Raw genomic sequence first — 19,684 nt, forward strand, 5'->3', positions numbered from 1 at the left:
ACTACTCCTCCGTGAGCAGGGCGGGATCGAAACCGGCCTCGCGCAGCACCTCGTCGGTGTGCTGGCCGAGGGCGGGGCAGGGGCGCACGGTCGGTACGGGGTCGGCGGAGTAGCGCACCGGGCGGGCGATGGAGCGGTAGCCGCCCTCGGTGGGGTGCTCGGCCTCGGCCAGCAGACCGCCCTCGCGGGCGTAGGCGGTGGCGACGGCCGACTCCAGACTGTGCACGGGTGAGGCCGGGATACCGACGCGGTCGCAGAACTCCTGCCACTCGGCGCGGGTGTGCGTCACCGTCATCTCGTCCAGCGCGGAGTACATCTCGTCGGCGTTGCGGGCCCGCAGCGCGCGGTCGGCGAACCGCGGGTCGGCGGCGAGTTCCGGGCGGCCGGCGAAGGCGCAGAAGTCCCGCCAGTTACGGTCGCTGTGGGGCAGGACGCACATCCAGCCGTCCGCCGTGCGCTGCGCCCGCCGGGTACGGCTGAGCGACCGCGGCGCGCCGAACTCGCCCTCCATGACCGCCCCGGCCAGATGCTCGACCAGGTTGAAGGCGAGCATGGTGTCGGCCATCGGCACCTCGATGTGCTGACCGCCGCCGCCGTGCTCGCGGTGCAGCAGGGCGGCGAGTACGGACTGGCTGATGTGCAGTCCGCAGACCTTGTCGGCGATCAGGCTGGGCACGAACCGCGGTTCGCCGCTCGCCCGCTCGTTGAGCCACACCAGCCCGGAGACGGCCTGGATGATGTCGTCGTACGCGGCGCGGGTACCGAGCGCGGAGTCCGAGCGGAAGCCCTGCGCGTTGACGTACACCAGGCCGGGGTTGACGGCCCGCAGCTCCTCGTACCCGAGCCGGAGCCGGCCCAGGGCCTGCGGGCGGACGTTGGTGAGGAACACGTCCGCGGTACGGACCAGGGCCAGCAGCGCGTCGCGGCCGTTCGGCGCCTTGAGGTCGATGCGCACACTGCGCTTGTTGCGGTTGAGATTGAGTCCGGCGCCGCCCATCCCCGGGTGACGGGCGGGTGGGTAGTGGCGGGTCATGTCTCCGCTCGGGGGCTCGACCTTGATGATGTCGGCGCCGAGGTCACCGAGCTGCTGGGCGGCGTACGGGACCATGATCACGCTGCCCAACTCGACGACGCGAACCCCGGAAAGCATTCCTTTCACTGCGTTCCTTTCATTCGTTGCGACGCCTTCAAGAAAATCCCGCACCACAGGGCGTGTCCAATACCGGCTGTCCGGGCGGCTGATAGTGAAGCGGATATAGCGGCAGGTCAGGCGGGATGTATAGGGGATCGCATATCGCTGTCCGCTACCCTTGGTATTGGACGTACGTCAATTTTCGCCGCTCTCATGGAAATACGAACCCGGCCACTACGGAAGGACGAGTGCCATGACCGCGAGCGCGACCGAGCCCGCGACCGTGTACGACGCGCTGCAAGACCTCTACCGCCAGCTCGGCATCACCGGTGAGGAGACCGGTGGGAAGGTGACCGTCACCGGCGCCGACCCGCTGACCCCCTCCGCGCACCGCATCGGCGAAGCCTGCGCCGCCGCCCTCGCGGCGCTCGGCACCGAGGCGGCCGCGCTGTGGCGGGAGCGGGGCGGGGACGGGCAGGACGTCACGGTCTCCGTCGAGTCCGCGATCCACCAGCTGATGGCGGTCTTCCTCACCCGGGCGAGCGGGGTACCGGTGAGCGAGTTGATCGAGGACCCCAACCTGCTGGGCAACAGCGACTTCTACCGCGCCGGCGACGGCCGCTCCATCTATGTGCTGGTCTCCTACCCGGAGTTGCGCGACATCGCCTGCGAGGTGCTGGACTGCCCGCCCGGCCGGCAGCGCATGGCGGACGCGATCGCGCACTGGGACGCCTTCGAGCTGGAGGAGGCGATCTGCTCGCGCGGCGGCACCGCGGTCGCCGTACGCACCCGGCAGGAGTGGCGGGCCCATCCGCAGGGCCGACTGCTGGACGGCCGGCCGCTGATCCACCTGGAGAAGGTGGGCGAGAGCGCGCCCGAGCCCTTCCCGGCCACCGGGGAACTGTCGTCGGCCCTGCCACTGACCGGGCTGCGGGTGCTGGACAACTCCCATGTCATCGCGGGCCCGATCGCCGCGCGGATCTCCGCCGAGCTGGGTGCCGACGTGCTGCACGTCTCCTCGCCCGCGCATCCCGACCCCAACGGGATGATCATCGAGACCGGCATCGGCAAACGCGCCGCCTTCTGCGACCTGCTCGACCCCGCGCAGGCCGCGGCGTTCCGGCGGGTGCTGACCGGGGCGGACGTATATGTCAGCAACTACCTCAACCTGGACACCAAGGGCTTTGGACCCGAGGCCCTGGTCGAACAGCGGCCCGGTCTGGTGGTGCTGGACTACCACGGCTGGGGCACCACCGGCCCCTGGTCGCGGCGTGGCGGTTTCGACCAACTCGCCTGCGCAGCCACCGGGTTCGCCGCCGAGGAGGGCTCTTTCGACGGCCCGAGGCTGCCGCCGACCTACCTGCTCAACGACTACCTCGCGGCGATCCTCGGTACGGCCGGAGCGATCGAGGCGCTGCGCCGCCGGGCCCGCGAGGGCGGCAGCTGGCGGGTGCACATCGATCTGGCGAAGGTGTGCATGTGGGTGCAGGACCTGGGGCTGTTCCCGCGCGCCGACGTCGCCGTGCTGCCCGCCCCCGACCCCAGCCGCGCCGCGGGCGAACTGGCCACCGTGCACGGGCCGTTCGGCGAGGTGACGTACCTGCCCACCCGCATCGCGTACTCGACCCTGCGCCCGCGCCTCGACCGCTCCGCCGAACCGCTCGGCGCCTCCCCCCTGGCCTGGTGACCCCGAACTCCCCGCCCCGTGCGGGGCGTTCGCGGTCACCTGGACTTCGGCTCGGTCGTGGTCGTGGTCGTGCCGCTTCCTGGCGGTGTCAGCTCGCGCCGCTCTCCAGGTCCCGCTTGAGGTTGCGCAGCGTCGCGCGGATGTTGCGGGCCTGGAAAGCGGCGAAGGTGTGCCCCGCGGTGGCGATCCGGTCGAAGGTGTCGGCCACGAAGGCGGGCCAGGCGCGCCGGTCGTCCATCCAGGTCTCGGTGACCCGCGTGCCGCCGTCGGCGGGCTCGAAACGGTACTCCCAGCTGGCGATCGGGCCGCGCAGGCGCGGCTTGCCGATGCCGATGGCGTGCACACGGAAGGCGAAGCGGCGGCCGGGCTCGGCCGCCGTGACCGTGCACCGGGTCACCCAGCGGAACCGGCCGCGCTTGTTCCGCCCGATGAACGTGCTGCCCAGCTCCGCCGGCGCGTGCCCCGTCCCCTCCGTGGTGCCGAGGTTCTCCGGACTCCAGCGGCCCATCTCACCGGGGCGGCATATGGCCTGGTAGGCCACCTCGGGCGGTACGTCGATATGAATGCTGTCGCTCACCGTGAACACGCGGGCCATGGGGCACCTTTCCTCGACACGTCGGCACCTGGGAGTTACCGGCGGGTAAGGATTGTGGCATGCCGACCTCGCCGTGCGACTGGATCGGTTCGCGCAAGGGCGCCTTCAGCGGGCGGCGGCCACGTCACCGGCGTAGATGGGCGCCGTGGGGACCGCCGACGAGTCGGCCGGGCCCCGCGAGGCCAGGCGCGTGAAGGTACGGCGGTAAGCGGTGGGGGTGGTATCGAGCGTACGCCGGAAGTGCAGCCGGAGATTGGCCGCAGTGCCCAGTCCGCAGTCCCGCGCCACCTGGTCCACCGACCGGTCCGTGGATTCCAGCAGTTCCCGCGCCCTGCCGAGCCGGGCCCCGAGCAGCCACTGCAACGGGGTCGTGCCCGTCTCCTCGGTGAACCGGCGCATGAAGGTGCGCTGCGAGAGGCCCGCGTGCCGGGCGAGTACGCGCAGCGTGAGCGGCTCACCGAGCCGGTGCAGGGCCCAGCTGCGGGTGGCGGAGAGCGACGCCTCACCCGCCACCGGGACAGGAGCCGGCACGTACTGGGCCTGCCCGCCGTCCCGGTGCGGGGCGGCGACCAGACCGCGGGCGATCTGGTTGGCCACCTCCGCGCCGAGATCGCGGCGGACGATGTGCAGGCAGAGGTCGATGCCGCAGCACACCCCGGCCGAGGTGAGCACATCGCCTTCGTCGACGTAGAGCACATCACGGTCGACCATGACGGCCGGGAAGTCCCGCTCGAAGTCGTCGATGTGCTTCCAGTGGGTCGTGGCGTGCAGCCCGTCCAGTACGCCCGCCGCGGCCAGCGCGAAGGCGCCCGTGCAGATCGACACCACGCGCCTGCCCCGGTCGCGGGCTTCGGCCAGCGTGTCGAGCACGGCGTCCGGCACCGACGCCATCGGTTCGAAGCCCGGCACGATCACGGTGTCGGCGGTGCGCACCCGCTCAAGGCCCCCGTCGGCGACGAGGGCGAAACCCGCGGTGGTCCGCACCTTCTCGTCCAGCGCGCACAGGGTCATCTCGTAGGTGGTCTCCGGCCGGGCGGTGAAGATCTGCGTCGGGATCGCCAGGTCGAGCGGGGTGACTCCGTCCAGCGCCAGAACCGCTATGTGATGCACTGTCATGGCAAGATTCTAACGAAGCATGGAAATTTTGCCGCTCGCCAGGTCACAGCCGTCGCGGCCAGGCTGAAGGCATGACCGGACCTACCTACGAGGCGACCGCCGACCCGATCGCGTTGCCCGGCACGCCACTTGCCGACGCCGTCATCGGTCTCATCCGATCGGTGGAGACGCCGTCCGTCTTCCACCACAGCATCCGCAGCTACCTGTTCGCCCGGCTGCTCGCCGGCCGGCGCGGCCTGGCCGCCGACCGCGACTACGACGACGACCTGTTGTTCGCCGCGTGCACGATGCACGACCTCGGCGTGGCGTCGGACGGGCCGCACACCCAGCGGTTCGAGGTGGAAGGCGCCGACCGGGCCGCCGCGTTCCTCATCGACCACGCGGTCCCCGAGGCCGACGCCGACCAGGTCTGGGAGGCCATCGCCCTGCACACCTCCCCGGGCATCGCGGAACGCCGCGGCACGCTCTGCGTGCTCGTTCGCGAGGGCGTGGCCCTCGACTTCGACGACCCGGTGGACGCCGGCCACCTCGGCGTCGTCACCGACGAGCAGGCCGAAGCCGTGCATGCCGCCTATCCACGGCTGGACATGGTCCGTTCCCTCACCGACGCGATCGTCGCGCAGGCGGCCAAGGACCCGAGGAACGCGCCCCGTCACACGGTCCCCGGCGAATTGCTCCGTGAACGCGAGACCTACGGCCGGACCCGGCTGGAGCACGCCTATCGCGGGTCCCGCTGGGGCAACTGACCCCACCCGCTCCACGAACCGTCGACAACGACAAGACGAAGACAGAGAGAAGGACACACCGCAATGACCGTCCGCACCATCGAGGTCCCCGAAGACAACTCGGTCTTCGGTAAGACCACCAGCGCCTTCGCGGACTTCGGCTATTCCGCCGCGGTCCGCGCGCACGGTCTCTTGTTCATCGCCGGGACGATCGGCCGCCGCGCCGACGGAACCATCCCGGACACCATCGAGGAGCAGACCGAGATCGCCCTGCGGAAGATCGAGGAGATCCTCCGGCTGGAGAACCTCGACATGTCCGCCCTCGTCGACGTCACCAGCTACCACGTCGACATCCGTCGCCATCTGCCCGGCTTCGTCGAGGCCAAGCGGCGGCTCGTCGCAGAGCCCTACCCGACCTGGACGATCATCGGGGTCAGCGGCCTCGCCAGCCCGGGACTCCTCGTGGAGATCCGCGCGACCGCCGCCTACCCCGACGCACCTCGCCAGACGGCGCACTAGGGCGTGTTGTGAAAGTGCTGGTCAAAGCCACTCGTTGATGGCTGCGACCAGCACTGTCGCTTCGTAGCGGACGGCGAGTTTGTCGTACCGAGTGGCGACGGCCCGGTGGCGTTTGAGCCGGTTGATCCCGCACTCGACCGCGTGCCGCTGCCTGTAGTCGTCCTTGTCGAACGCCGGTGGACGCCCGCCGCGCGAGCCGCGCTTGAGGCGGTTGCGGACGCGGTCCGCAGGGACTGGGATGGTGGCTTTGATGCCGCGTCTGCGCAGGTAGGAGCGGTTGCTGCGGGAGTCGTACGCCTTGTCGGCCCGCACCCGGTCCGGCCTCTTGCGCGGCCTGCCGAGTCCCAGCCTCGGAACCCGGATGGCTTCCAGGACCGCTTCGAACTGCGGGGAATCGCCCCGCTGTCCAGCCGTGATCACGACGGACAAGGGCTTCTGCCCCTGCTCGACCGCGAGGTGGATTTTGCTGGTCAGCCCGCCGCGGGATCGTCCGAGACCGTGGTCGGCCGGCTCGACGAAGATCCCGCCGGGCGGTTCCTTCTGGAGATCCCCCTTTTCACCGCGCCGGCAGCGTGCTGGTGAGCCCGGCAGACGGTGGAGTCGACGTTCACGTCCCAGGTGACCAGGCCCTCCGCATCGGCCTCGGCCTGGAGCTGGGTGAGGATCCTCGCCCAGGTGCCGTCCCGCTGCCAGCGCCGGAACAGGTCATAAACCCGGTCCCACGGCCCGTAGCGTTCGGGCACGTCACGCCATGGGGCACCGGTCCGGGTCCGCCACCGTATGCCGTCTATCAGCTGCCGCCGCGTCCACACCTGCGGACGACCCGGCTTGATGCCTTGCGGCAGCAACGGCTCAAGCCGGGCCCACTGGCCGTTCGTCAGATCCCCACGTCCCACGAAAGGTGATCATCAACGAACAAGATCCACTTTCGCAACAGACCCTAGCCGACCCGCCGTACGGGACGCGGCCGTCGCACGACGAGTACGCTCCCGCCGACGGGGGGTACCGGCCTTCAGCCGTGCTCCGGCCGGGACCGGCTGTCGGTCCCGGCCGGAGCACGCTCCAGGCGGCCTCTACAGCCGCTGAGCGAAACCGCACCACCTGGCCACGTAGGCGAGCTTGCCGTTCTTGTCGGCCACGCGCGCCCATTCGTTGCTGCGCAGCCCGCTGCTTCCGTCGGCGTATTTGCAGGTGTAGGTACCGCCCTTGACCGACGCACCGCAGTCCGACTTCTGGTACCAGCACCAGGCGCCCCGGTTGCAGCTCGACAGGTGACCGACGATTTTGCCGCCGGTGCTCGCGGAGTTGCGGATGTTGAGAGAACAGTCGTTGCCGGGGTTGGGCGTCATGTACCAGTGGGTCGCGGCCTGGCGCGTGGGCTGGGACTCGCTCGCCGCGGCCGTACCGACAAGTCCGAACCCCATGAGTGCGGCGGCGGAGGCCACACAGCCAACTCGCCGGACAAGACTTTTCCGAACCATGTTTCCCCCATGTGCATGGAAGGTGATTCCGGTGCCTTTACCAGGATTTCCGCCACCTGACGCTCAGTCAACGACTTTCTCTTGATCTGCGAATCCTGTCCGGTTTGCGTTCGCTCACAAGAGGGATGCGGACCGCAGGGCCGATGCCTCCACGGGGAGACACTGCCCCTGGCTGCCGCGGTCAGCGGAGGGTGGCCTCCGCCCTCGTCCCCGGCTCGGTGAAGAGGATCATGCGGTCCGGTACGTGTCCGGTGTCCCGTCGGGCCACGAGCCAGTAGAGGACGGCCGGGACCAGCAGGCCCACGATCCAGGAGATGTCCGTACCGCCGAGCGGAGCGACCAGCGGACCGGTGTAGAAACTGGTGGCCAGGAAGGGGAGTTGGGCCAGCAGCCCGATGCCGTAGACGACGAGGGCGCCGACGCGCCAGGCGCCGTAGCGGCCGTGCGGATCGCTCAGCGCGGGCAGGTCGTAACGCTCCTTGGCGATCAGGTAGTAGTCCACCAGGTTGATCGCGGACCAGGGGGTGAAGGCCGTGAGCAGGAAGAGCAGGAAGTCCTTGAAGGAGGTCAGGAAGCTGTCCTTGCCCACGAGGGCGATCGCGGTTCCCGCGACCATGATTCCGGCGATGTACAGGGCGCGGACGCGCGGGGAGATGGTGCGCTGCTCGCGGAAGCCGCCGATGCCGGTCACCAACGACATGAATCCGCCATAGGTGTTGAGCACGTTGACCGTCAACTTGCCGAGGGCGATGACGAAGTACAGGAACGAGGCGATCAGGCCGGCACCGCCCAGTCCGACGACGTAGCCGACCTGGTTGTCGAGGAAGGCGCCGCCGGCCGTGGCCGCCACGAGGACGCCGAAGGTCATGGACCACTGGGATCCCAGGGCCGAGCCGCCGAGGGTCCACCAGAAGGTGGCGCGGGGAGAGGTGTCACGGGGCAGATAGCGCGAGTAGTCGGCGACGTAGGGACCGAAGGCCAGCTGCCAGGACGCCGAGAGGGAGACGGCGAGGAGGAACAGCGGCAGGTGGAAGGAGTGGTCGGCCAGGAGGGTGGTCAGGTCGGCGCGCTCCAGCAGGCGGATCCCGAGGTAGACGAAGGCGAGCGCGCACACGATGCTGGCCAGTCGGCCCAGGGTGTGGATGAGCCGGTAGCCGACGACCGTGGTGACCGCTGTGAGCAGGGCGAAGATCACGATGCCGGTGGTGTCGCCGAGGTGCGTGAGCTCACCGACGGCCTCGCCGGCCAGCACGCTGCCGCTGGCGAAGAAGCCGACGTACATGACGATGACCAGAACCAGGGGGACGACGGCACCCCGGACGCCGAACTGGGCCCTGCTGGAGATCATCTGCGGGAGCCCGAGCCGGGGCCCCTGGGCGGAGTGCAGTGCCATGACCGCGCCGCCGAGCAGATTGCCGAGCAGCAGGCCGATGAGCGACCAGAGGACGCCCCCGCCGAAGACGACGGCGAGCGCTCCGGTCACGACCGCGGTGATCTGGAGGTTGGCCCCCAGCCAGAGCGTGAACTGGCTGAACGCGCTGCCGTGCCGTTCGGCGTCGGGAACCACGTCGATCGAGCGTTGTTCGACCATGCCTGCCATAAGGATGCCCTCTTCCGCGGATACACCACCGGCTGAATGCGTTCATGCAGGATGTGTTCGAATGAATGAAAGGTCAATACTCTGGCCGAAAATAAGTGCGTGGGCCATCGAAATCGAGGGCGGCGGGACGGGACGCTCCGGGGCGGCCCTGCCTGGTGACGCGGGGTCCACCCCGCACCCCCCAGGCGTTTCCTGGTTCACTGGTGAGTCCCGGCAGCGACACGGAAGGCCCAGCTCCCGCCATGGTGTATCGGCGTACGGAACGCACGAAGCGGCATGCCCGGACGAAGGAAGAGGCCTTCGTGCGTGCCGCTCACGAGTTGGTGGCCCAGGAGGGCTTCGCCGGGGCGAAGGTGGCCGCGGTGGCCGGCGCGTGCGGGGTGAGCGCGGGCTCGCTCTACTCGTACTTCGGCAGCAGGGACGAGCTGTTGGCACGGGTCTTCCGGCGGGCCGCGGGACGCGAACTGGCCGCCGTACGCGCCGCGGTGGACACCGCGCCCGCGCACTCCGAGGCCCGGCTCAAGGCGTTCGCCGACACATTCACGGAGCGCGCCCTGCGCGGCCGGCGGCTGGCGTGGTCCCTGCTGTTCGAGCCGGTCTCGCCGGTGGTGGAACGCGAACGCCTGGTGTACCGGCGGGAGTACGCCCAGCTGTGCGAAGGGGTCATCCGGGAGGGTGTCGCGGCCGGCCTGTTCGCCCCCCAGAACGCGGCGGTCTCGGCCGGCGCCGTCATCGGCGCCATCTCCGAGGCGCTGGTGGGCAGGCTCTCGCCGGAGGTCTCGCAGAAGGCGGAGGCGCCGGACGAGCAACTGGTCGCCGACATCCGCGACTTCTGCCTCCGCGCCCTCGGCCGCGCCCCTTCCTGACGGTCCCGTGGTCCGTGTTCCGGAGGGCGAGAGTCCCATTGCCTCGCCCCCGTACCTTTCGTAACATCAGTTGAACGAGCATTCAGAGCTTGAACTGCGACGGGGACCCCATGCGGCACAGTGAACAAGTGGCGATGATCGAGCGTCTTCTCGCGCTGCGCGAGACGCGCCGCGACGAGAAGATGCTCGACGAGGTCGTCACGATTCCGGTCAGCAAGTACACCGACGAGGCGCTCCTGGAGCGGGAGATCGCCTCGGCCTTCTCCCACTACCCGCTGATCGCCGGGCACGCCTCGGCACTCGGCGAACCCGGCGCCTATCTCACCAGCGACTGGGACCAGTTCCCCTATGTCGTCGTCAGGGGCGAGGACGGCCGGGTCCGCGCCTTCTACAACCAGTGCCGCCACCGTGGGGCCCGCCTCGCCGACCAGCCGACGGGAGTGGTGCAGAACTTCATCTGCCCCTTCCACGGCTGGGTCTACGGGCTCGACGGCGCCCTGAAGGGCATCACCCGGGCCCATGACTTCCCCGGCGTCAAGACCTGCGACTACGGCCTGGTGGAACTGCCCGCCGCGGAGTCGGGCGGCCTGATCTGGGTCGGCCGCACGCCCGGGGAGACGCTCGACATCCCCGGATTCCTCGGCACGTTCCACGATGACCTGGTGAACTTCGATGTGGCCTCGCTTGTTCGGTACAAGAAGACCAAGGTGGTCAAGGAGGCCAACTGGAAGCTGCTGATCAAGACGTATCTGGAGGGCTACCACGTCCCGTACCTGCACCGGGACACCCTCGCCTTCGCCTTCAAGAAGGGGGTGATCGCGCACGATGAGGACGGTCTGCACATCCGGCTGTCCGCGGCGCGCACCAACATCGGCGAGACGGCCCTGAAGCCGCAGGAGGAGTGGCGCATCCTGGATTACGCCTCGGTGTACTACACGCTCTTCCCCAACACCTTCTTCATCCTGCATCCCGACTACGTGTCCATCAACACCTTCTGGCCGCTGGCGGCGAACCGCACGATCTGGACCCACGAGATGCTCTACCGCGACGGCGACTTCCCCGGATCCGCAGGGCAGAGCGCGCTGGCCAAGCGCTTCGAGTTCACCAATGACACCGTCTTCGACCAGGAGGACTTCGCCATCGCCGAGGACGTGCAGCGGCATCTGCCCCACGGAGGCAGCGACCACCACGTCCTGGGCCTCGCGGAGGGCCTGCTCGCCATGTTCCAGCAGAACATCGACGAGCGGCTCACCGACCCCGACACGGACACCCCCACCACCCCCCGAGCATCAGGACGGCACTCATGACCATGGACCACGCCGGTTTCGCACAGAGCATCTTCAAGGCCCAGCCGTTCAGCATGTTCCTGGGCGCCGAACTCACCGCGGCGGGGCCCGACTCGGCCGAGATCCGCGTGACCAACCGGCCCGAGATCCAGCAGCAGCACGGCTTCGTGCACGGGGGAGTGCTCAGCTACCTGGCCGACAACGCGCTGACCTTCGCGGGCGGGCTCGCCCTCGGCGGTGACGCGCTCACCGCCGAATACAAGATCAACTACGTGCGGCCGGCCGTGGGCGAGTACGTCGTCGCACGCGCCGAGGCGACCGTCACCACCCGGCGCCAGGCCGTGTGCCAGTGCTCGGTCTACGTCGTCTCGGAGCAGGGCGAGGAGCGCCTGGTCGCCGTGGCGCAGGGGACGATCGTACGGGCGGGCAAGCAAGAGGACTGAGACACCGCGGGGCCGGTCGACGACCGGCGGCCGGCCCTTGGCGCCAGGACTGTCAGGGGCCGGTCCGCACCTGCTCGCGCAGTACGTGCTTCTGCACCTTGCCGGAGGGCGTGCGCGGCAGCGACGGGACCACCACCAGATCGCGGGGGATCTTGTACTTGGCCAGCCTGGTGGAGAGGAAGCCGCGCAACTCCTCCAGCGTCACCGCCGAGTCGGCCTCGACCACGGCGACGACGGTCTCGCCCCAGTCCGGGTGCGTGCGCCCCACGACGGCGGCGTCCCGGATCGCCGGATGCTGGAGGATCGCCTCCTCCACCTCGGGCGCGTAGACGTTCTCCCCGCCGGTGATGACGACGTCCTTGATCCGGCCGACGATGAACAGATAACCGTCCTCGTCCACCCGCGCGAGATCCCCGGACCGGTACCAGTCGCCCGCGAAGGCGCGCTCGGTGGCCTCCGGGTTGTCGAGATAGCCCAGCATGCGGGTCCCGGAGCGCAGCCACAGCTCCCCGGTCTCGCCGGCCCCGGCGTCCACACCGTCGTCCCTGACCACGCGGATGTCCACGCCCGGCATACCGCCCGCCCCGATCGACCCCGCCTTGGTGAGCTGCTCGTGCGGGCGGAGCACCGAGCCCACCGGCCCCATCTCGCTCATCCCGTACACCTGGCAGAAGCGGTCCGGTCCGTACGCCGCCTCCAGCGTCCGCACCGTCTCGGCGCCCAGCGACGCCCCGCCGTACGCCCACAGCCGCACGCTCGACAGATCGAAGCCGGACAGGTCGACCCCGGCCGCGGGCAGGGTCTTCAGCGGGGCGAGGTAGGCGATGGGGGCGCCGAAGAAGGCGGTGACCCGGTGCTTTCGCACGGCCTCCAGGAAGGCGAGCGGCTGGTACTCCTTCAGCAGGACGACGGTGCCGCCCAGGTAGATCATCGACAGGAACCAGTTGTTCAGGGGCGAGGCGTGCCAGATCGGCATGGCCAGCAGGAACCGGTCCTCGCGGCGCAGCCCCGCGGCGGCCGTGGTGTACGCGGGCACGGCGGACAGCCCGCGGTGCGCGTGCAGGCAGCCCTTGGGCGCACCGGTCGTCCCGGAGGTGTACAACACCTGCGCGACGGCCTCGGGACCGACCTCCACCCCCTCCCATTCCGGCGCCCCGGCGACGAGCCTGTCGAACTCTCCGCCGCCGGTGTCGTCCGTGGTGAGGACATCGACCTCGGGGGCGCCCTCGCGCACGCGCCCGGACAGTTCCTCCGCGACGACGGCGACGCGCAGCTTCGAATGCCGTGCGACATAGGCCAGTTCGGGCGCGGTCAACTTGTGATTGACCGGTACCAGTGCCGCCCCGGCCCTCCAGATCCCGAACGCCGCGACGGCGAAGGCGGGGGTGTTGTACGTCATCACCCCCACGCGATCGCCCGGCCGCACCCCGCGCTCCCGCAGCACGGCGGCGGCCCGCTTCGAGGCCGCGAGCAACTCGGTGTACGTCATCGACCCCAGATCGGAGACGAGGGCAGGCTTCTCGCCGCAGCTGCGGGCCGACGCCTCCAGCATCCATGTCAGGTTCACCGCAGGGTCCTCCGCGTTCCGGTGGGACTGCCGTGCCGGGGGATCCCGTCGGCACGGCAAGAATTGAATCATCGTTCAATACTCCCGCGGAAGCTTCAACTCCCTTTGCGACGAAGGGATCGCACCCGCCGCAGCGAGTGCAGTCGGGCACGGGCACCGTCTCCCCGCAAGGACGCCGCGCCGTGGACGCACCGGTACCGATCGCCGGGTGCCGGGCGGGGCGATGCCGCGCCGGCCCCGGTCAGCGCTCCTCGCGCAGACCCCACGGAGTCCCGTACTCGATCAGCAGGTCGAGGAAGGGCCTGGCCGGGAGTGCCTCGGGGCCGAGGACCCCAGTGCCTTGCCAGGCACCGCTCGCGATCAGTTCGAGGGCGATCACCGGGTTGACGGCCGTCTGCCAGACCACGGCCTGGGAGCCGTACTCGCGCATCGACCACTCGTTGTCGACCACGTGGTACAGGTACACCTCGCGCGCGGCGCCGTCCTTAGTGCCCTTGACCCAGGTGCCCGCACAGGTCTTGCCCGTCATCCGCTCGCCCAGCGTGGCCGGGTCGGGCAGACAGGCGGCGACCACGTCGCGCGGGGAGACCTCGACCGGACCGTCCGCGCCGGGGACGGTGACCTTCGCCGTGGAGTCGAGCCCCAGCGCGTGGAGGGTCTTGAGCTTGGCGATGAAGTCGTCGCCCAGACCGTACTTGAACGTCACCCGGCGCGCGTCCACCCAGCGGGGCATCAGCAGCACCTCCTCGTGCTCGACGTTCACGCACTCCACCGGGCCGATGCCCTCCGGGAAGTCGAAGACCTCCGGCTCGCTGAACGGCGGCGTGGTGAACCAGCCCCGGTCCTTCTCATAGACCACGGGCGGGTTGAGGCACTCCTCGATGGTCGTCCAGATACTGAAGGACGGCGCGAAGTCATAGCCCTCGACGGTGAGATTCGCGCCGTCGCGGACCCCGAGTTCCTCGATCTCGTCGAAGAGCTCGTCGGCGGCGTAGCGGGCGAAGACGTCCGACAGACCCGGCTCCACGCCCATTCCGACCAGGGCGAGACGGCCGGCGTCCGCCCACTCCCCGGCGCGCGCGAACTGCTCGTCGCCGAGTTTCACCCCGCACCGCTCGTACGGGGCCCTCGCGTGCGGCACGGACAGCGACATCGCCATGTCCAGGTAGTGGGTGCCCGCGGCGAGCGCGGCGTCGAACAGCGGCATCACGAAGCGCGGATCCGTCGCGTTGAGCAGCAGGTCGCAGCGCTCCGTGACGAGGAGGCTCCGTACCGCTTCCGCGTCGGAGGCGTCCAGACGGTACGGGCTGAAGCGGCCGTCGGGATCGTCGAGAGCGGCGACGGCCGCCTCGGCACGGGCGAGGTCGTAGTCGGCGACGATCATGTGCGTCAGGAAGCCGCGACGGGCCGCGATACGGGTGACGGCGGTTCCGACACCGCCCGCACCGACGAGAAGTACGCGCATGTCACACACCCTTCGTTGAGTCGGTCCCCCGGGCGGGGGCCCCGGGAGGTGACCCGATGAAACACGAGGCGGCTTGTTAAGGTCTACGGCGTTGGCATAAGGAGCGCGAGGCGGTGACAAGGTGCCCAAGAAGGTGGTTCCGGAGACGGAGCGGCGCAGACGGCGGCCGACCCGGCAGGGCACCGTCCTGTCGGAGCGGCTGATCGTGCGGACGGCCCTGCGGATGCTCCACGAGCACGGCGCCTCCGGGCTGACCGCCCGCCGCCTGGGCGCCGCGCTGGGCGCCGACCCGAGCACGCTGTACCGCTACTTCGCAGGCCTGGACGGACTGACCCGGGCGATCGGCGAGGAGCTGATGGGCAGGGCCCTGGACAGCTGGACACCCACCGGGACGTGGCGCGCCGACCTGCGGGCCCTCGGCCTGGCCATCCATGCCTCGTACCTCGCCCATCCCCACGCCGCGCTGCTCACCGCCAGCCGCGTCACCGGCCGGCCCCGCGAGATCGCCGTCGACGAGACGATCCTCGGCCTCCTGCGCGGGGCGGGCTTCGACGACGCGGACGCCGTCGGCGTGTACCACGCCTTCATCGACCTGGCGCTGGCCTTCGCCGCCCTGGACGCGGGGGCGCTCGCCATCAAGGACGAGGTCAGGGAGGCGGACGAGGAGGTCTGGACCTCGACGTACGCCCGACTGCCCGCCGAGACCCATCCGCACATCGCCGCCACCGCGCACCTGCTGGCGGAGCGGATGAACCTCAGCGCCTACCCGGTCGTGCTGGACACCCTCCTGGGCCAGGCCGAGGCAAGGCTGACCGCCGCAGGAAACCGGGGCATCGGAGGACAGTGAGGCCCCACGCGGCCCGAGGCGCCGCGTGCTCGCCTTCCTCCGCTCGCCGCACACGGCCGGGAGAGCCGTGCGCGGCGAGCAGAGGCCCCTGGAGCGACGAAGCCGTACCGGCAGGGTCGATCGTCAGGTCAGTGACGCAGATGGGGCCGGCCGCTGCCGTGCCTCTGACCGGGTACCCGGCCCGTCCCTACGCGGCGCCGGCCCCCGTGAACTGACGGCACCTCACCCCTCGGCCTGCGACGACGCGCGCCACCGTGCTCACCCCAGTACAGGACGCTGCCTGCGGCCAGGGCGAAGCCGATTCCCGCGCCCACCAGAGCGCCGAAGACCTCCCCCGACGCGAAGCCGACCAGAGCCCCGGCCAGCAGTCCCACCAGCGAGGCGCGGGTGAAGTACCTGCGAATCCTCTCGTCCATGGAAATCACCGCCTTTCACAGGCCCCTCTGCCCCGCCGTGCGGTATCAAACCGACGATTCGTCACATCAGACGAGTGCTCGCGGCGCCGAAGGCGCCGAATTCGCCTTCGGCTCGGGTCGACCGCTGGAAAGCCGGAAGGGCGGGCGTTCGGCTCAGACGGCGAGGCGTGGGTGGCCTGGGGGAGGGGAGGGGAATCACGGACCGGCGATCGGCGTTGTAGAAGTATGGACGATCCATCCTCGTACGGCCGTGACGCGCACGGCGCCGCCGGCGTCGCGGCGACCTACGCGCGCCTCGCGGCCGATCGTGCCGAAACGCTCACCCGGGCGGCCGCGCTGAGCCGCGAATTCGACGGGATCGTCGCGGCGAACGCCTTGGTCGCGATCGATGACGAACATGACCCCGAGGGAGGCAGCACCGCTTTCGAGCGGGCCCACGTGGCCGCTCTGCTGGCGCGTGCGCGTGAGCACCTGGAAGAACTCGACCAAGCGCTGGAACGAGTCGAGCGCGGGCAGTACGGGAAGTGCGCGGGCTGCGGCGGAACGATACCTCCCGAACGGCTGGAGATCCGTCCGGCGACCGCCCTGTGTGTGCGGTGCGCCCGGTCGGATCCGCGCCGTTCCCCGTAGCCACGGGTACGTCAACCCGCTGTGGCCGCGCGGTACGCCGCGACCGCCGGTGAGAGCACGGTCTTCACACCGGACTTCGGGTCCCGCGCGACCATTTTCTGCCCCATGATGATCACGTCGCCCTCGCGGACGAACCCCGTCTCGGTGATGAACGGGTCCGTATCACCGGAGAAGGTCGACGCGACCCGAAGCACCAGGCTGTCGTCCGCCCTCGCATCGGCACGCGTCACGGACACGGTGTTGTGCGTGCGGCTGCCGTCGAAGAGCGTGTCGGTGTAGGCGGTGCAGCGCCGTGCGACACCGCGGACGGCGGCCATGACCGCGGCCGCCCGGCCGGGTGCGTACCGGTCGAGGGACCCCTGACCGAACCAGCCGTAGTCGTCACCGACGAGGTGCTCCTGCTCCACGGCGACCGCCACGTCCTTGGCGGGGTGGGCATGCGCCGTCATGAAGGACGCGACCGCAAGTTGAGAGCACGGCATCGACGCGAGCGGAACGGTGGAGAGGGTGTGCGGGGCGCCGGTCGTCGTCGAGTCGATCTGTTCCGTCATCAGCTTGAGGCCATGCGGAAGCCGGTCCTGGGTCAGCAGGCCGTCACGCAGCCGATCCCGCGGCGGCACCGAGGCGGCCGGCGGGCGTACCGACGAGCCGACCGAACAGGCCGAGGTGGCAAGGACCGCCATGATGGCCGCGGCCACCGCGACATGGTGTGCGCGCACAGTTCTGTTCCCCCTCAGATCCATGGTCGGCCCACCTTCTCACGCGGCGGTTGTGACCCCCGGACCGCGTCCGGCCCGGTACTTCCCATCTCACGCCGAAGCCTGCGCCTGAACGCGCTGCGGCGCGGAACTGATGACGGAGCATCGGGACGACTCCGGTCCTCGCAGCTGGGCCGATCGTGGGGCGGTCGGCATCCGTGGAGGGAACCCCCGGGTGCGGCGCGGCGGGCACCGGCGCGGATGCTCCTACTGTCGGCCGGTGTGACGCATGAAACGAACACCCCGGCAACCGGCACCGCAAGGCGAAGCCTCCTGACCGCCGGCGCCGGAGCCGTCCTCGCCACGGGGTGCAGTCGTCTGGTGCCCGCCTCGGACCGGCAGGGGGGCCCGTCGGCCCCCGCCACCACGCAGGGCGCGGATCTGACGCCCGGAGCGATGACGCTCTTCGACGACCCGTCGTACAACTTCAACGGGCTCCTCGCCCTCGGCGCGTCCGGCGCGGGCGCCGCCGAGGTCGGAGAGGTGCTCACCGCCGTCAACGCGATCAACAAGGCGGGCCTGAGCGCACAGTCGTACGTCACGACCTTCAGCCGGCTGGGCGACCGGCTCATGGCGGCGCCCGCGGGCGGCGAACCGGACGGCCGGACCACGCGCTTCCGGGCCCTGCGCGCGGCGCAGTACTACGGCCAGGCGCTCTTCTTCGTCCTCGGCTCCGACACCCCCGGCGACGAGGAGCGGCTCTACAGGGCGGGACGCGCCGCCTGGGACAGATTCTGCTCGCTGTGCGAACCGCCACCGGTGACGGACCGCGTCCCGTACGGGAACACTCCACTGCCGGTGTGGTTCTTCCGGCCCGACGGGTCCGGGGACCGGCGGCCCACGGTCATCCTCACCAACGGCAGCGACGGGCAGAACGTCGACATGTGGACGTACGGGGTGCCCGCGGCGCTGAACCGGGGCTGGAACGCGCTCGTCCACGACGGTCCCGGACAAGGACAGCTGCTGTTCGTCGACCAGGTGACGTTCACGCCCACCTGGGAGAAGGTCGTCGCCCCGCTGATCGACTGGCTGTCCCGGCGGCAGGACGTGGACACCCGGAAGATCGCGCTCACCGGGCTGAGCATGGCCGGAGACCTGGTGCCCCGGGCGGCCGCGTTCGAGCCCCGGCTCGCCGCCGCCGCCGCGATGCCCGGCTGCGTGGAACCCTGGCGGGGCTTTCCCCCGGAGATCCGGCAGATCCTGCGGCCGGGCAAGGCGGAGACCAACGAGATCTGGAACAAGGAGGTCGTCCCGAACCTGCCCGAGGCCGACGCGGCGACGATGAAGAAGCGCTTCGAGCCGTTCTCCGTCCCGGCGATGCTCGCCGCCCGGCAGGGGAAGATCTTCACGGACTTCTACACACCGGCCCGAGCCGTCCAGGCGCTCACCATCACGGACGTGGTGAGCAGGATCAGGACTCCGATGCTGGTGCTCGACTACGAGGGCGAGCAGTTCTATCCCGGCCAGCCCCGCGAGCTGTACGACAAGCTGACCTCCCCCAAGGACTACGTGAAACTCACCGCCGCCGAGGGTGCCCAACTGCACTGCTCACCGATGGCTCCCCAACTCCACTGCGAGGTGGTCTTCGACTGGCTCCAGGAGACACTCTGAGAGACACACCCCGCGCTCCTCCATCACGCCGGAGCCGGTCGAATGGACGGCGATGAGTCGCGGATGTCTCAATTCTTGACGAGCGGCGCGTACGCCTGGTCCTCGGGTGGAAAGGCGAGGACGAAGCTCTCTCCCACTCCGACAGCCACCTCGCGCAAGCGGGCCAGAACCTCCGCCTGGTCCGGCAGATCGAGGCCAAGGGCTGCGGCGGCACGGTCTCTTCGGGCTTCGAGGTCCGGCATGTCCTCCAGATACTCGGCCGCGAGCTCACGACTCTCCTCTTCCGTGAACGTTCGGCAGTCGCGCCACCACGGGGCGACCAGCAGCAGCCGCAAGAGCTCGGGCAGGCCGACCGCGACCAGAGCCGCACCTCCTTCGGAGTCGGCATGAAGGATCGGACGCTCCTCGCCGCCTTCGCCGCAGAAGAAGTACGTGCCCCCGGCGCCGTCGTCGGCGAATCTCTCAAGCGCGGCGCCCGAGGCAAGGTGGCCTTCCCCGGCATGGTCGCCCCGGTCCAGGTCGAAGTCACCCGGCCAGACGAGAAAACGGGCGGCTTCGTCCTGTTCGCGGACTGCGGCGATCAACGATTCCATAGGCGCGCCATACGGCTCACCGCTTTGCCGCTGTCGACCGCCATGGCCGACACCCGCCCGTGCCCGCGAGGTGACCGAAAACCGCCCCTGACCAGGCTCTATGTGGCACGCGCGAGGCAGTGGCCGATTGTCGCGCCGATCGGCGACCCGAATTTCGTACTGATCGGCGTAACGCCCTAGAGTCGTCACATGGTTGGCCCAGGCAACCTTTGTTGCGGGTGCCGCCATCCCGCGTGGAGAGACGCCCACGCGACCGAGGTCATGAGGCGCACGCCTCCTGGCCACCCCCCACAGCTGAACAACCATCAGGTCGGCCCGCGCACCCCTGCGTTCCGGCTCAGGAGGAT

General features: G+C 70.0%; 20 protein-coding genes. 9 read left to right on the forward strand and 11 right to left on the reverse strand.

Translation table 11 applies throughout. The features are described 5' to 3' along the window. Position 1 precedes the first annotated feature (1 nt). Entirely contained in the window at positions 2-1,150 is a 1,149-nt protein-coding gene (locus HEP81_RS37910; protein WP_037658923.1) for a CaiB/BaiF CoA transferase family protein, read from the reverse strand. 235 nt (positions 1,151-1,385) lie between these two features. Between HEP81_RS37910 and HEP81_RS37915 the strand changes: the two genes are divergently transcribed. After that, complete coding sequence (locus tag HEP81_RS37915) at positions 1,386-2,819, forward strand: CoA transferase (RefSeq protein ID WP_078967524.1); 1,434 nt, start codon at positions 1,386-1,388, stop codon at positions 2,817-2,819. An 88-nt stretch (positions 2,820-2,907) separates the two neighbouring features. Here HEP81_RS37915 and HEP81_RS37920 read toward each other — a convergent pair whose 3' ends face one another. After that, the gene (locus HEP81_RS37920) at positions 2,908-3,414 is read right to left on the reverse strand and encodes an SRPBCC family protein (protein ID WP_037658922.1); all 507 of its coding nucleotides are present in this window, start codon (positions 3,412-3,414) and stop codon (positions 2,908-2,910) included. A 105-nt stretch (positions 3,415-3,519) separates the two neighbouring features. Continuing rightward, the gene (locus tag HEP81_RS37925) at positions 3,520-4,530 is read right to left on the reverse strand and encodes a GlxA family transcriptional regulator (RefSeq protein ID WP_051850362.1); all 1,011 of its coding nucleotides are present in this window, start codon (positions 4,528-4,530) and stop codon (positions 3,520-3,522) included. A 71-nt stretch (positions 4,531-4,601) separates the two neighbouring features. On the opposite strand from HEP81_RS37925, the gene HEP81_RS37930 reads away from it, so the two are divergent. Both HEP81_RS37930 and HEP81_RS37935 read left to right on the forward strand, forming a co-directional pair. Then, complete coding sequence (locus HEP81_RS37930) at positions 4,602-5,276, forward strand: HD domain-containing protein (RefSeq protein ID WP_037658921.1); 675 nt, start codon at positions 4,602-4,604, stop codon at positions 5,274-5,276. A 63-nt stretch (positions 5,277-5,339) separates the two neighbouring features. Further along, positions 5,340-5,774, forward strand: coding sequence for a RidA family protein (locus HEP81_RS37935; RefSeq protein WP_037658920.1), 435 nt, complete (start codon positions 5,340-5,342; stop codon positions 5,772-5,774). Between the two features lie 21 nt (positions 5,775-5,795). On the opposite strand, the gene HEP81_RS37940 is transcribed toward HEP81_RS37935, so the two are convergent. The 3 genes from HEP81_RS37940 to HEP81_RS37950 all read right to left on the reverse strand — a co-directional run bounded on the left by HEP81_RS37940 (position 5,796) and on the right by HEP81_RS37950 (position 8,855). Further along, a protein-coding gene (locus tag HEP81_RS37940; protein ID WP_207748323.1) for an IS5 family transposase occupies positions 5,796-6,670 on the reverse strand; the annotation gives its coding sequence in 2 pieces (ribosomal slippage) (positions 5,796-6,277 and positions 6,277-6,670; 876 coding nt in all). Between the two features lie 177 nt (positions 6,671-6,847). Continuing rightward, positions 6,848-7,198, reverse strand: coding sequence for a hypothetical protein (locus HEP81_RS37945; protein WP_093682056.1), 351 nt, complete (start codon positions 7,196-7,198; stop codon positions 6,848-6,850). Positions 7,199-7,436: 238 nt separating this feature from the next. After that, positions 7,437-8,855, reverse strand: a complete 1,419-nt coding sequence (locus HEP81_RS37950) for a purine-cytosine permease family protein (RefSeq protein ID WP_037664194.1) — start codon at positions 8,853-8,855, stop codon at positions 7,437-7,439. A 302-nt stretch (positions 8,856-9,157) separates the two neighbouring features. On the opposite strand from HEP81_RS37950, the gene HEP81_RS37955 reads away from it, so the two are divergent. From HEP81_RS37955 to HEP81_RS37965, 3 genes are all read left to right on the forward strand, one after another. Next, positions 9,158-9,721 carry a TetR/AcrR family transcriptional regulator gene (locus HEP81_RS37955; protein ID WP_198422754.1) on the forward strand — a complete coding sequence of 188 codons (564 nt, stop codon included), beginning with the start codon at positions 9,158-9,160 and terminating at the stop codon, positions 9,719-9,721. A 134-nt stretch (positions 9,722-9,855) separates the two neighbouring features. Then, positions 9,856-11,028 (forward strand): aromatic ring-hydroxylating oxygenase subunit alpha, encoded by a 1,173-nt coding sequence (locus HEP81_RS37960; RefSeq protein ID WP_207748338.1) that lies wholly within the window; start codon positions 9,856-9,858, stop codon positions 11,026-11,028. Further along, positions 11,025-11,450, forward strand: a complete 426-nt coding sequence (locus HEP81_RS37965; protein ID WP_037664198.1) for a PaaI family thioesterase — start codon at positions 11,025-11,027, stop codon at positions 11,448-11,450. Before HEP81_RS37960 ends, HEP81_RS37965 begins: the two co-directional genes overlap by 4 nt. Before the next feature lie 52 nt (positions 11,451-11,502). Here the strand turns inward: HEP81_RS37965 and HEP81_RS37970 are convergent, their stop codons facing one another. Next, positions 11,503-13,017 (reverse strand): class I adenylate-forming enzyme family protein, encoded by a 1,515-nt coding sequence (locus HEP81_RS37970; RefSeq protein ID WP_037664201.1) that lies wholly within the window; start codon positions 13,015-13,017, stop codon positions 11,503-11,505. Between the two features lie 241 nt (positions 13,018-13,258). Continuing rightward, the gene (locus HEP81_RS37975; protein WP_037664203.1) at positions 13,259-14,482 is read right to left on the reverse strand and encodes a saccharopine dehydrogenase family protein; all 1,224 of its coding nucleotides are present in this window, start codon (positions 14,480-14,482) and stop codon (positions 13,259-13,261) included. Positions 14,483-14,603: 121 nt separating this feature from the next. Here HEP81_RS37975 and HEP81_RS37980 point away from each other — a divergent pair, with 121 nt between their 5' ends. Beyond that, on the forward strand, positions 14,604-15,329 hold the full coding sequence (locus HEP81_RS37980; RefSeq protein WP_037664205.1) for a TetR/AcrR family transcriptional regulator: 726 nt from the start codon (positions 14,604-14,606) through the stop codon (positions 15,327-15,329). A gap of 128 nt (positions 15,330-15,457) precedes the next feature. Here the strand turns inward: HEP81_RS37980 and HEP81_RS37985 are convergent, their stop codons facing one another. Continuing rightward, the gene (locus HEP81_RS37985; RefSeq protein ID WP_154824019.1) at positions 15,458-15,745 is read right to left on the reverse strand and encodes a hypothetical protein; all 288 of its coding nucleotides are present in this window, start codon (positions 15,743-15,745) and stop codon (positions 15,458-15,460) included. Positions 15,746-15,970: 225 nt separating this feature from the next. On the opposite strand from HEP81_RS37985, the gene HEP81_RS37990 reads away from it, so the two are divergent. Beyond that, on the forward strand, positions 15,971-16,375 hold the full coding sequence (locus HEP81_RS37990) for a TraR/DksA family transcriptional regulator (RefSeq protein WP_037664207.1): 405 nt from the start codon (positions 15,971-15,973) through the stop codon (positions 16,373-16,375). Positions 16,376-16,386: 11 nt separating this feature from the next. Here HEP81_RS37990 and HEP81_RS37995 read toward each other — a convergent pair whose 3' ends face one another. Continuing rightward, entirely contained in the window at positions 16,387-17,073 is a 687-nt protein-coding gene (locus HEP81_RS37995; RefSeq protein WP_157854693.1) for a hypothetical protein, read from the reverse strand. A 282-nt stretch (positions 17,074-17,355) separates the two neighbouring features. On the opposite strand from HEP81_RS37995, the gene HEP81_RS38000 reads away from it, so the two are divergent. Continuing rightward, on the forward strand, positions 17,356-18,744 hold the full coding sequence (locus HEP81_RS38000) for an alpha/beta hydrolase family protein (RefSeq protein ID WP_037664224.1): 1,389 nt from the start codon (positions 17,356-17,358) through the stop codon (positions 18,742-18,744). A gap of 68 nt (positions 18,745-18,812) precedes the next feature. On the opposite strand, the gene HEP81_RS38005 is transcribed toward HEP81_RS38000, so the two are convergent. Further along, complete coding sequence (locus HEP81_RS38005; RefSeq protein WP_037664211.1) at positions 18,813-19,337, reverse strand: hypothetical protein; 525 nt, start codon at positions 19,335-19,337, stop codon at positions 18,813-18,815. Positions 19,338-19,684: the final 347 nt, after the last annotated feature.

This window comes from Streptomyces griseofuscus (genome assembly GCF_014673495.1).
Classification (GTDB): Bacteria; Actinomycetota; Actinomycetes; order Streptomycetales; family Streptomycetaceae; genus Streptomyces; species Streptomyces murinus.

Bases quoted from the DNA above. Each gene is read 5' to 3' on its own strand.
- HEP81_RS37985 (WP_154824019.1), bottom strand. From the start codon at position 15,745: ATGGACGAGAGGATTCGCAGGTACTTCACCCGCGCCTCGCTGGTGGGA.
- HEP81_RS37950 (WP_037664194.1), bottom strand. From the start codon at position 8,855: ATGGCAGGCATGGTCGAACAACGCTCGATCGACGTGGTTCCCGACGCC.
- HEP81_RS37930 (WP_037658921.1), top strand. From the start codon at position 4,602: ATGACCGGACCTACCTACGAGGCGACCGCCGACCCGATCGCGTTGCCC.
- HEP81_RS37965 (WP_037664198.1), top strand. From the start codon at position 11,025: ATGACCATGGACCACGCCGGTTTCGCACAGAGCATCTTCAAGGCCCAG.
- HEP81_RS38005 (WP_037664211.1), bottom strand. From the start codon at position 19,337: ATGGAATCGTTGATCGCCGCAGTCCGCGAACAGGACGAAGCCGCCCGT.
- HEP81_RS37910 (WP_037658923.1), bottom strand. From the start codon at position 1,150: ATGCTTTCCGGGGTTCGCGTCGTCGAGTTGGGCAGCGTGATCATGGTC.
- HEP81_RS37975 (WP_037664203.1), bottom strand. From the start codon at position 14,482: ATGCGCGTACTTCTCGTCGGTGCGGGCGGTGTCGGAACCGCCGTCACC.
- HEP81_RS37990 (WP_037664207.1), top strand. From the start codon at position 15,971: ATGGACGATCCATCCTCGTACGGCCGTGACGCGCACGGCGCCGCCGGC.
- HEP81_RS37915 (WP_078967524.1), top strand. From the start codon at position 1,386: ATGACCGCGAGCGCGACCGAGCCCGCGACCGTGTACGACGCGCTGCAA.
- HEP81_RS37945 (WP_093682056.1), bottom strand. From the start codon at position 7,198: ATGGGGTTCGGACTTGTCGGTACGGCCGCGGCGAGCGAGTCCCAGCCC.
- HEP81_RS37925 (WP_051850362.1), bottom strand. From the start codon at position 4,530: ATGACAGTGCATCACATAGCGGTTCTGGCGCTGGACGGAGTCACCCCG.
- HEP81_RS37920 (WP_037658922.1), bottom strand. From the start codon at position 3,414: ATGGCCCGCGTGTTCACGGTGAGCGACAGCATTCATATCGACGTACCG.
- HEP81_RS37935 (WP_037658920.1), top strand. From the start codon at position 5,340: ATGACCGTCCGCACCATCGAGGTCCCCGAAGACAACTCGGTCTTCGGT.
- HEP81_RS37960 (WP_207748338.1), top strand. From the start codon at position 9,856: ATGATCGAGCGTCTTCTCGCGCTGCGCGAGACGCGCCGCGACGAGAAG.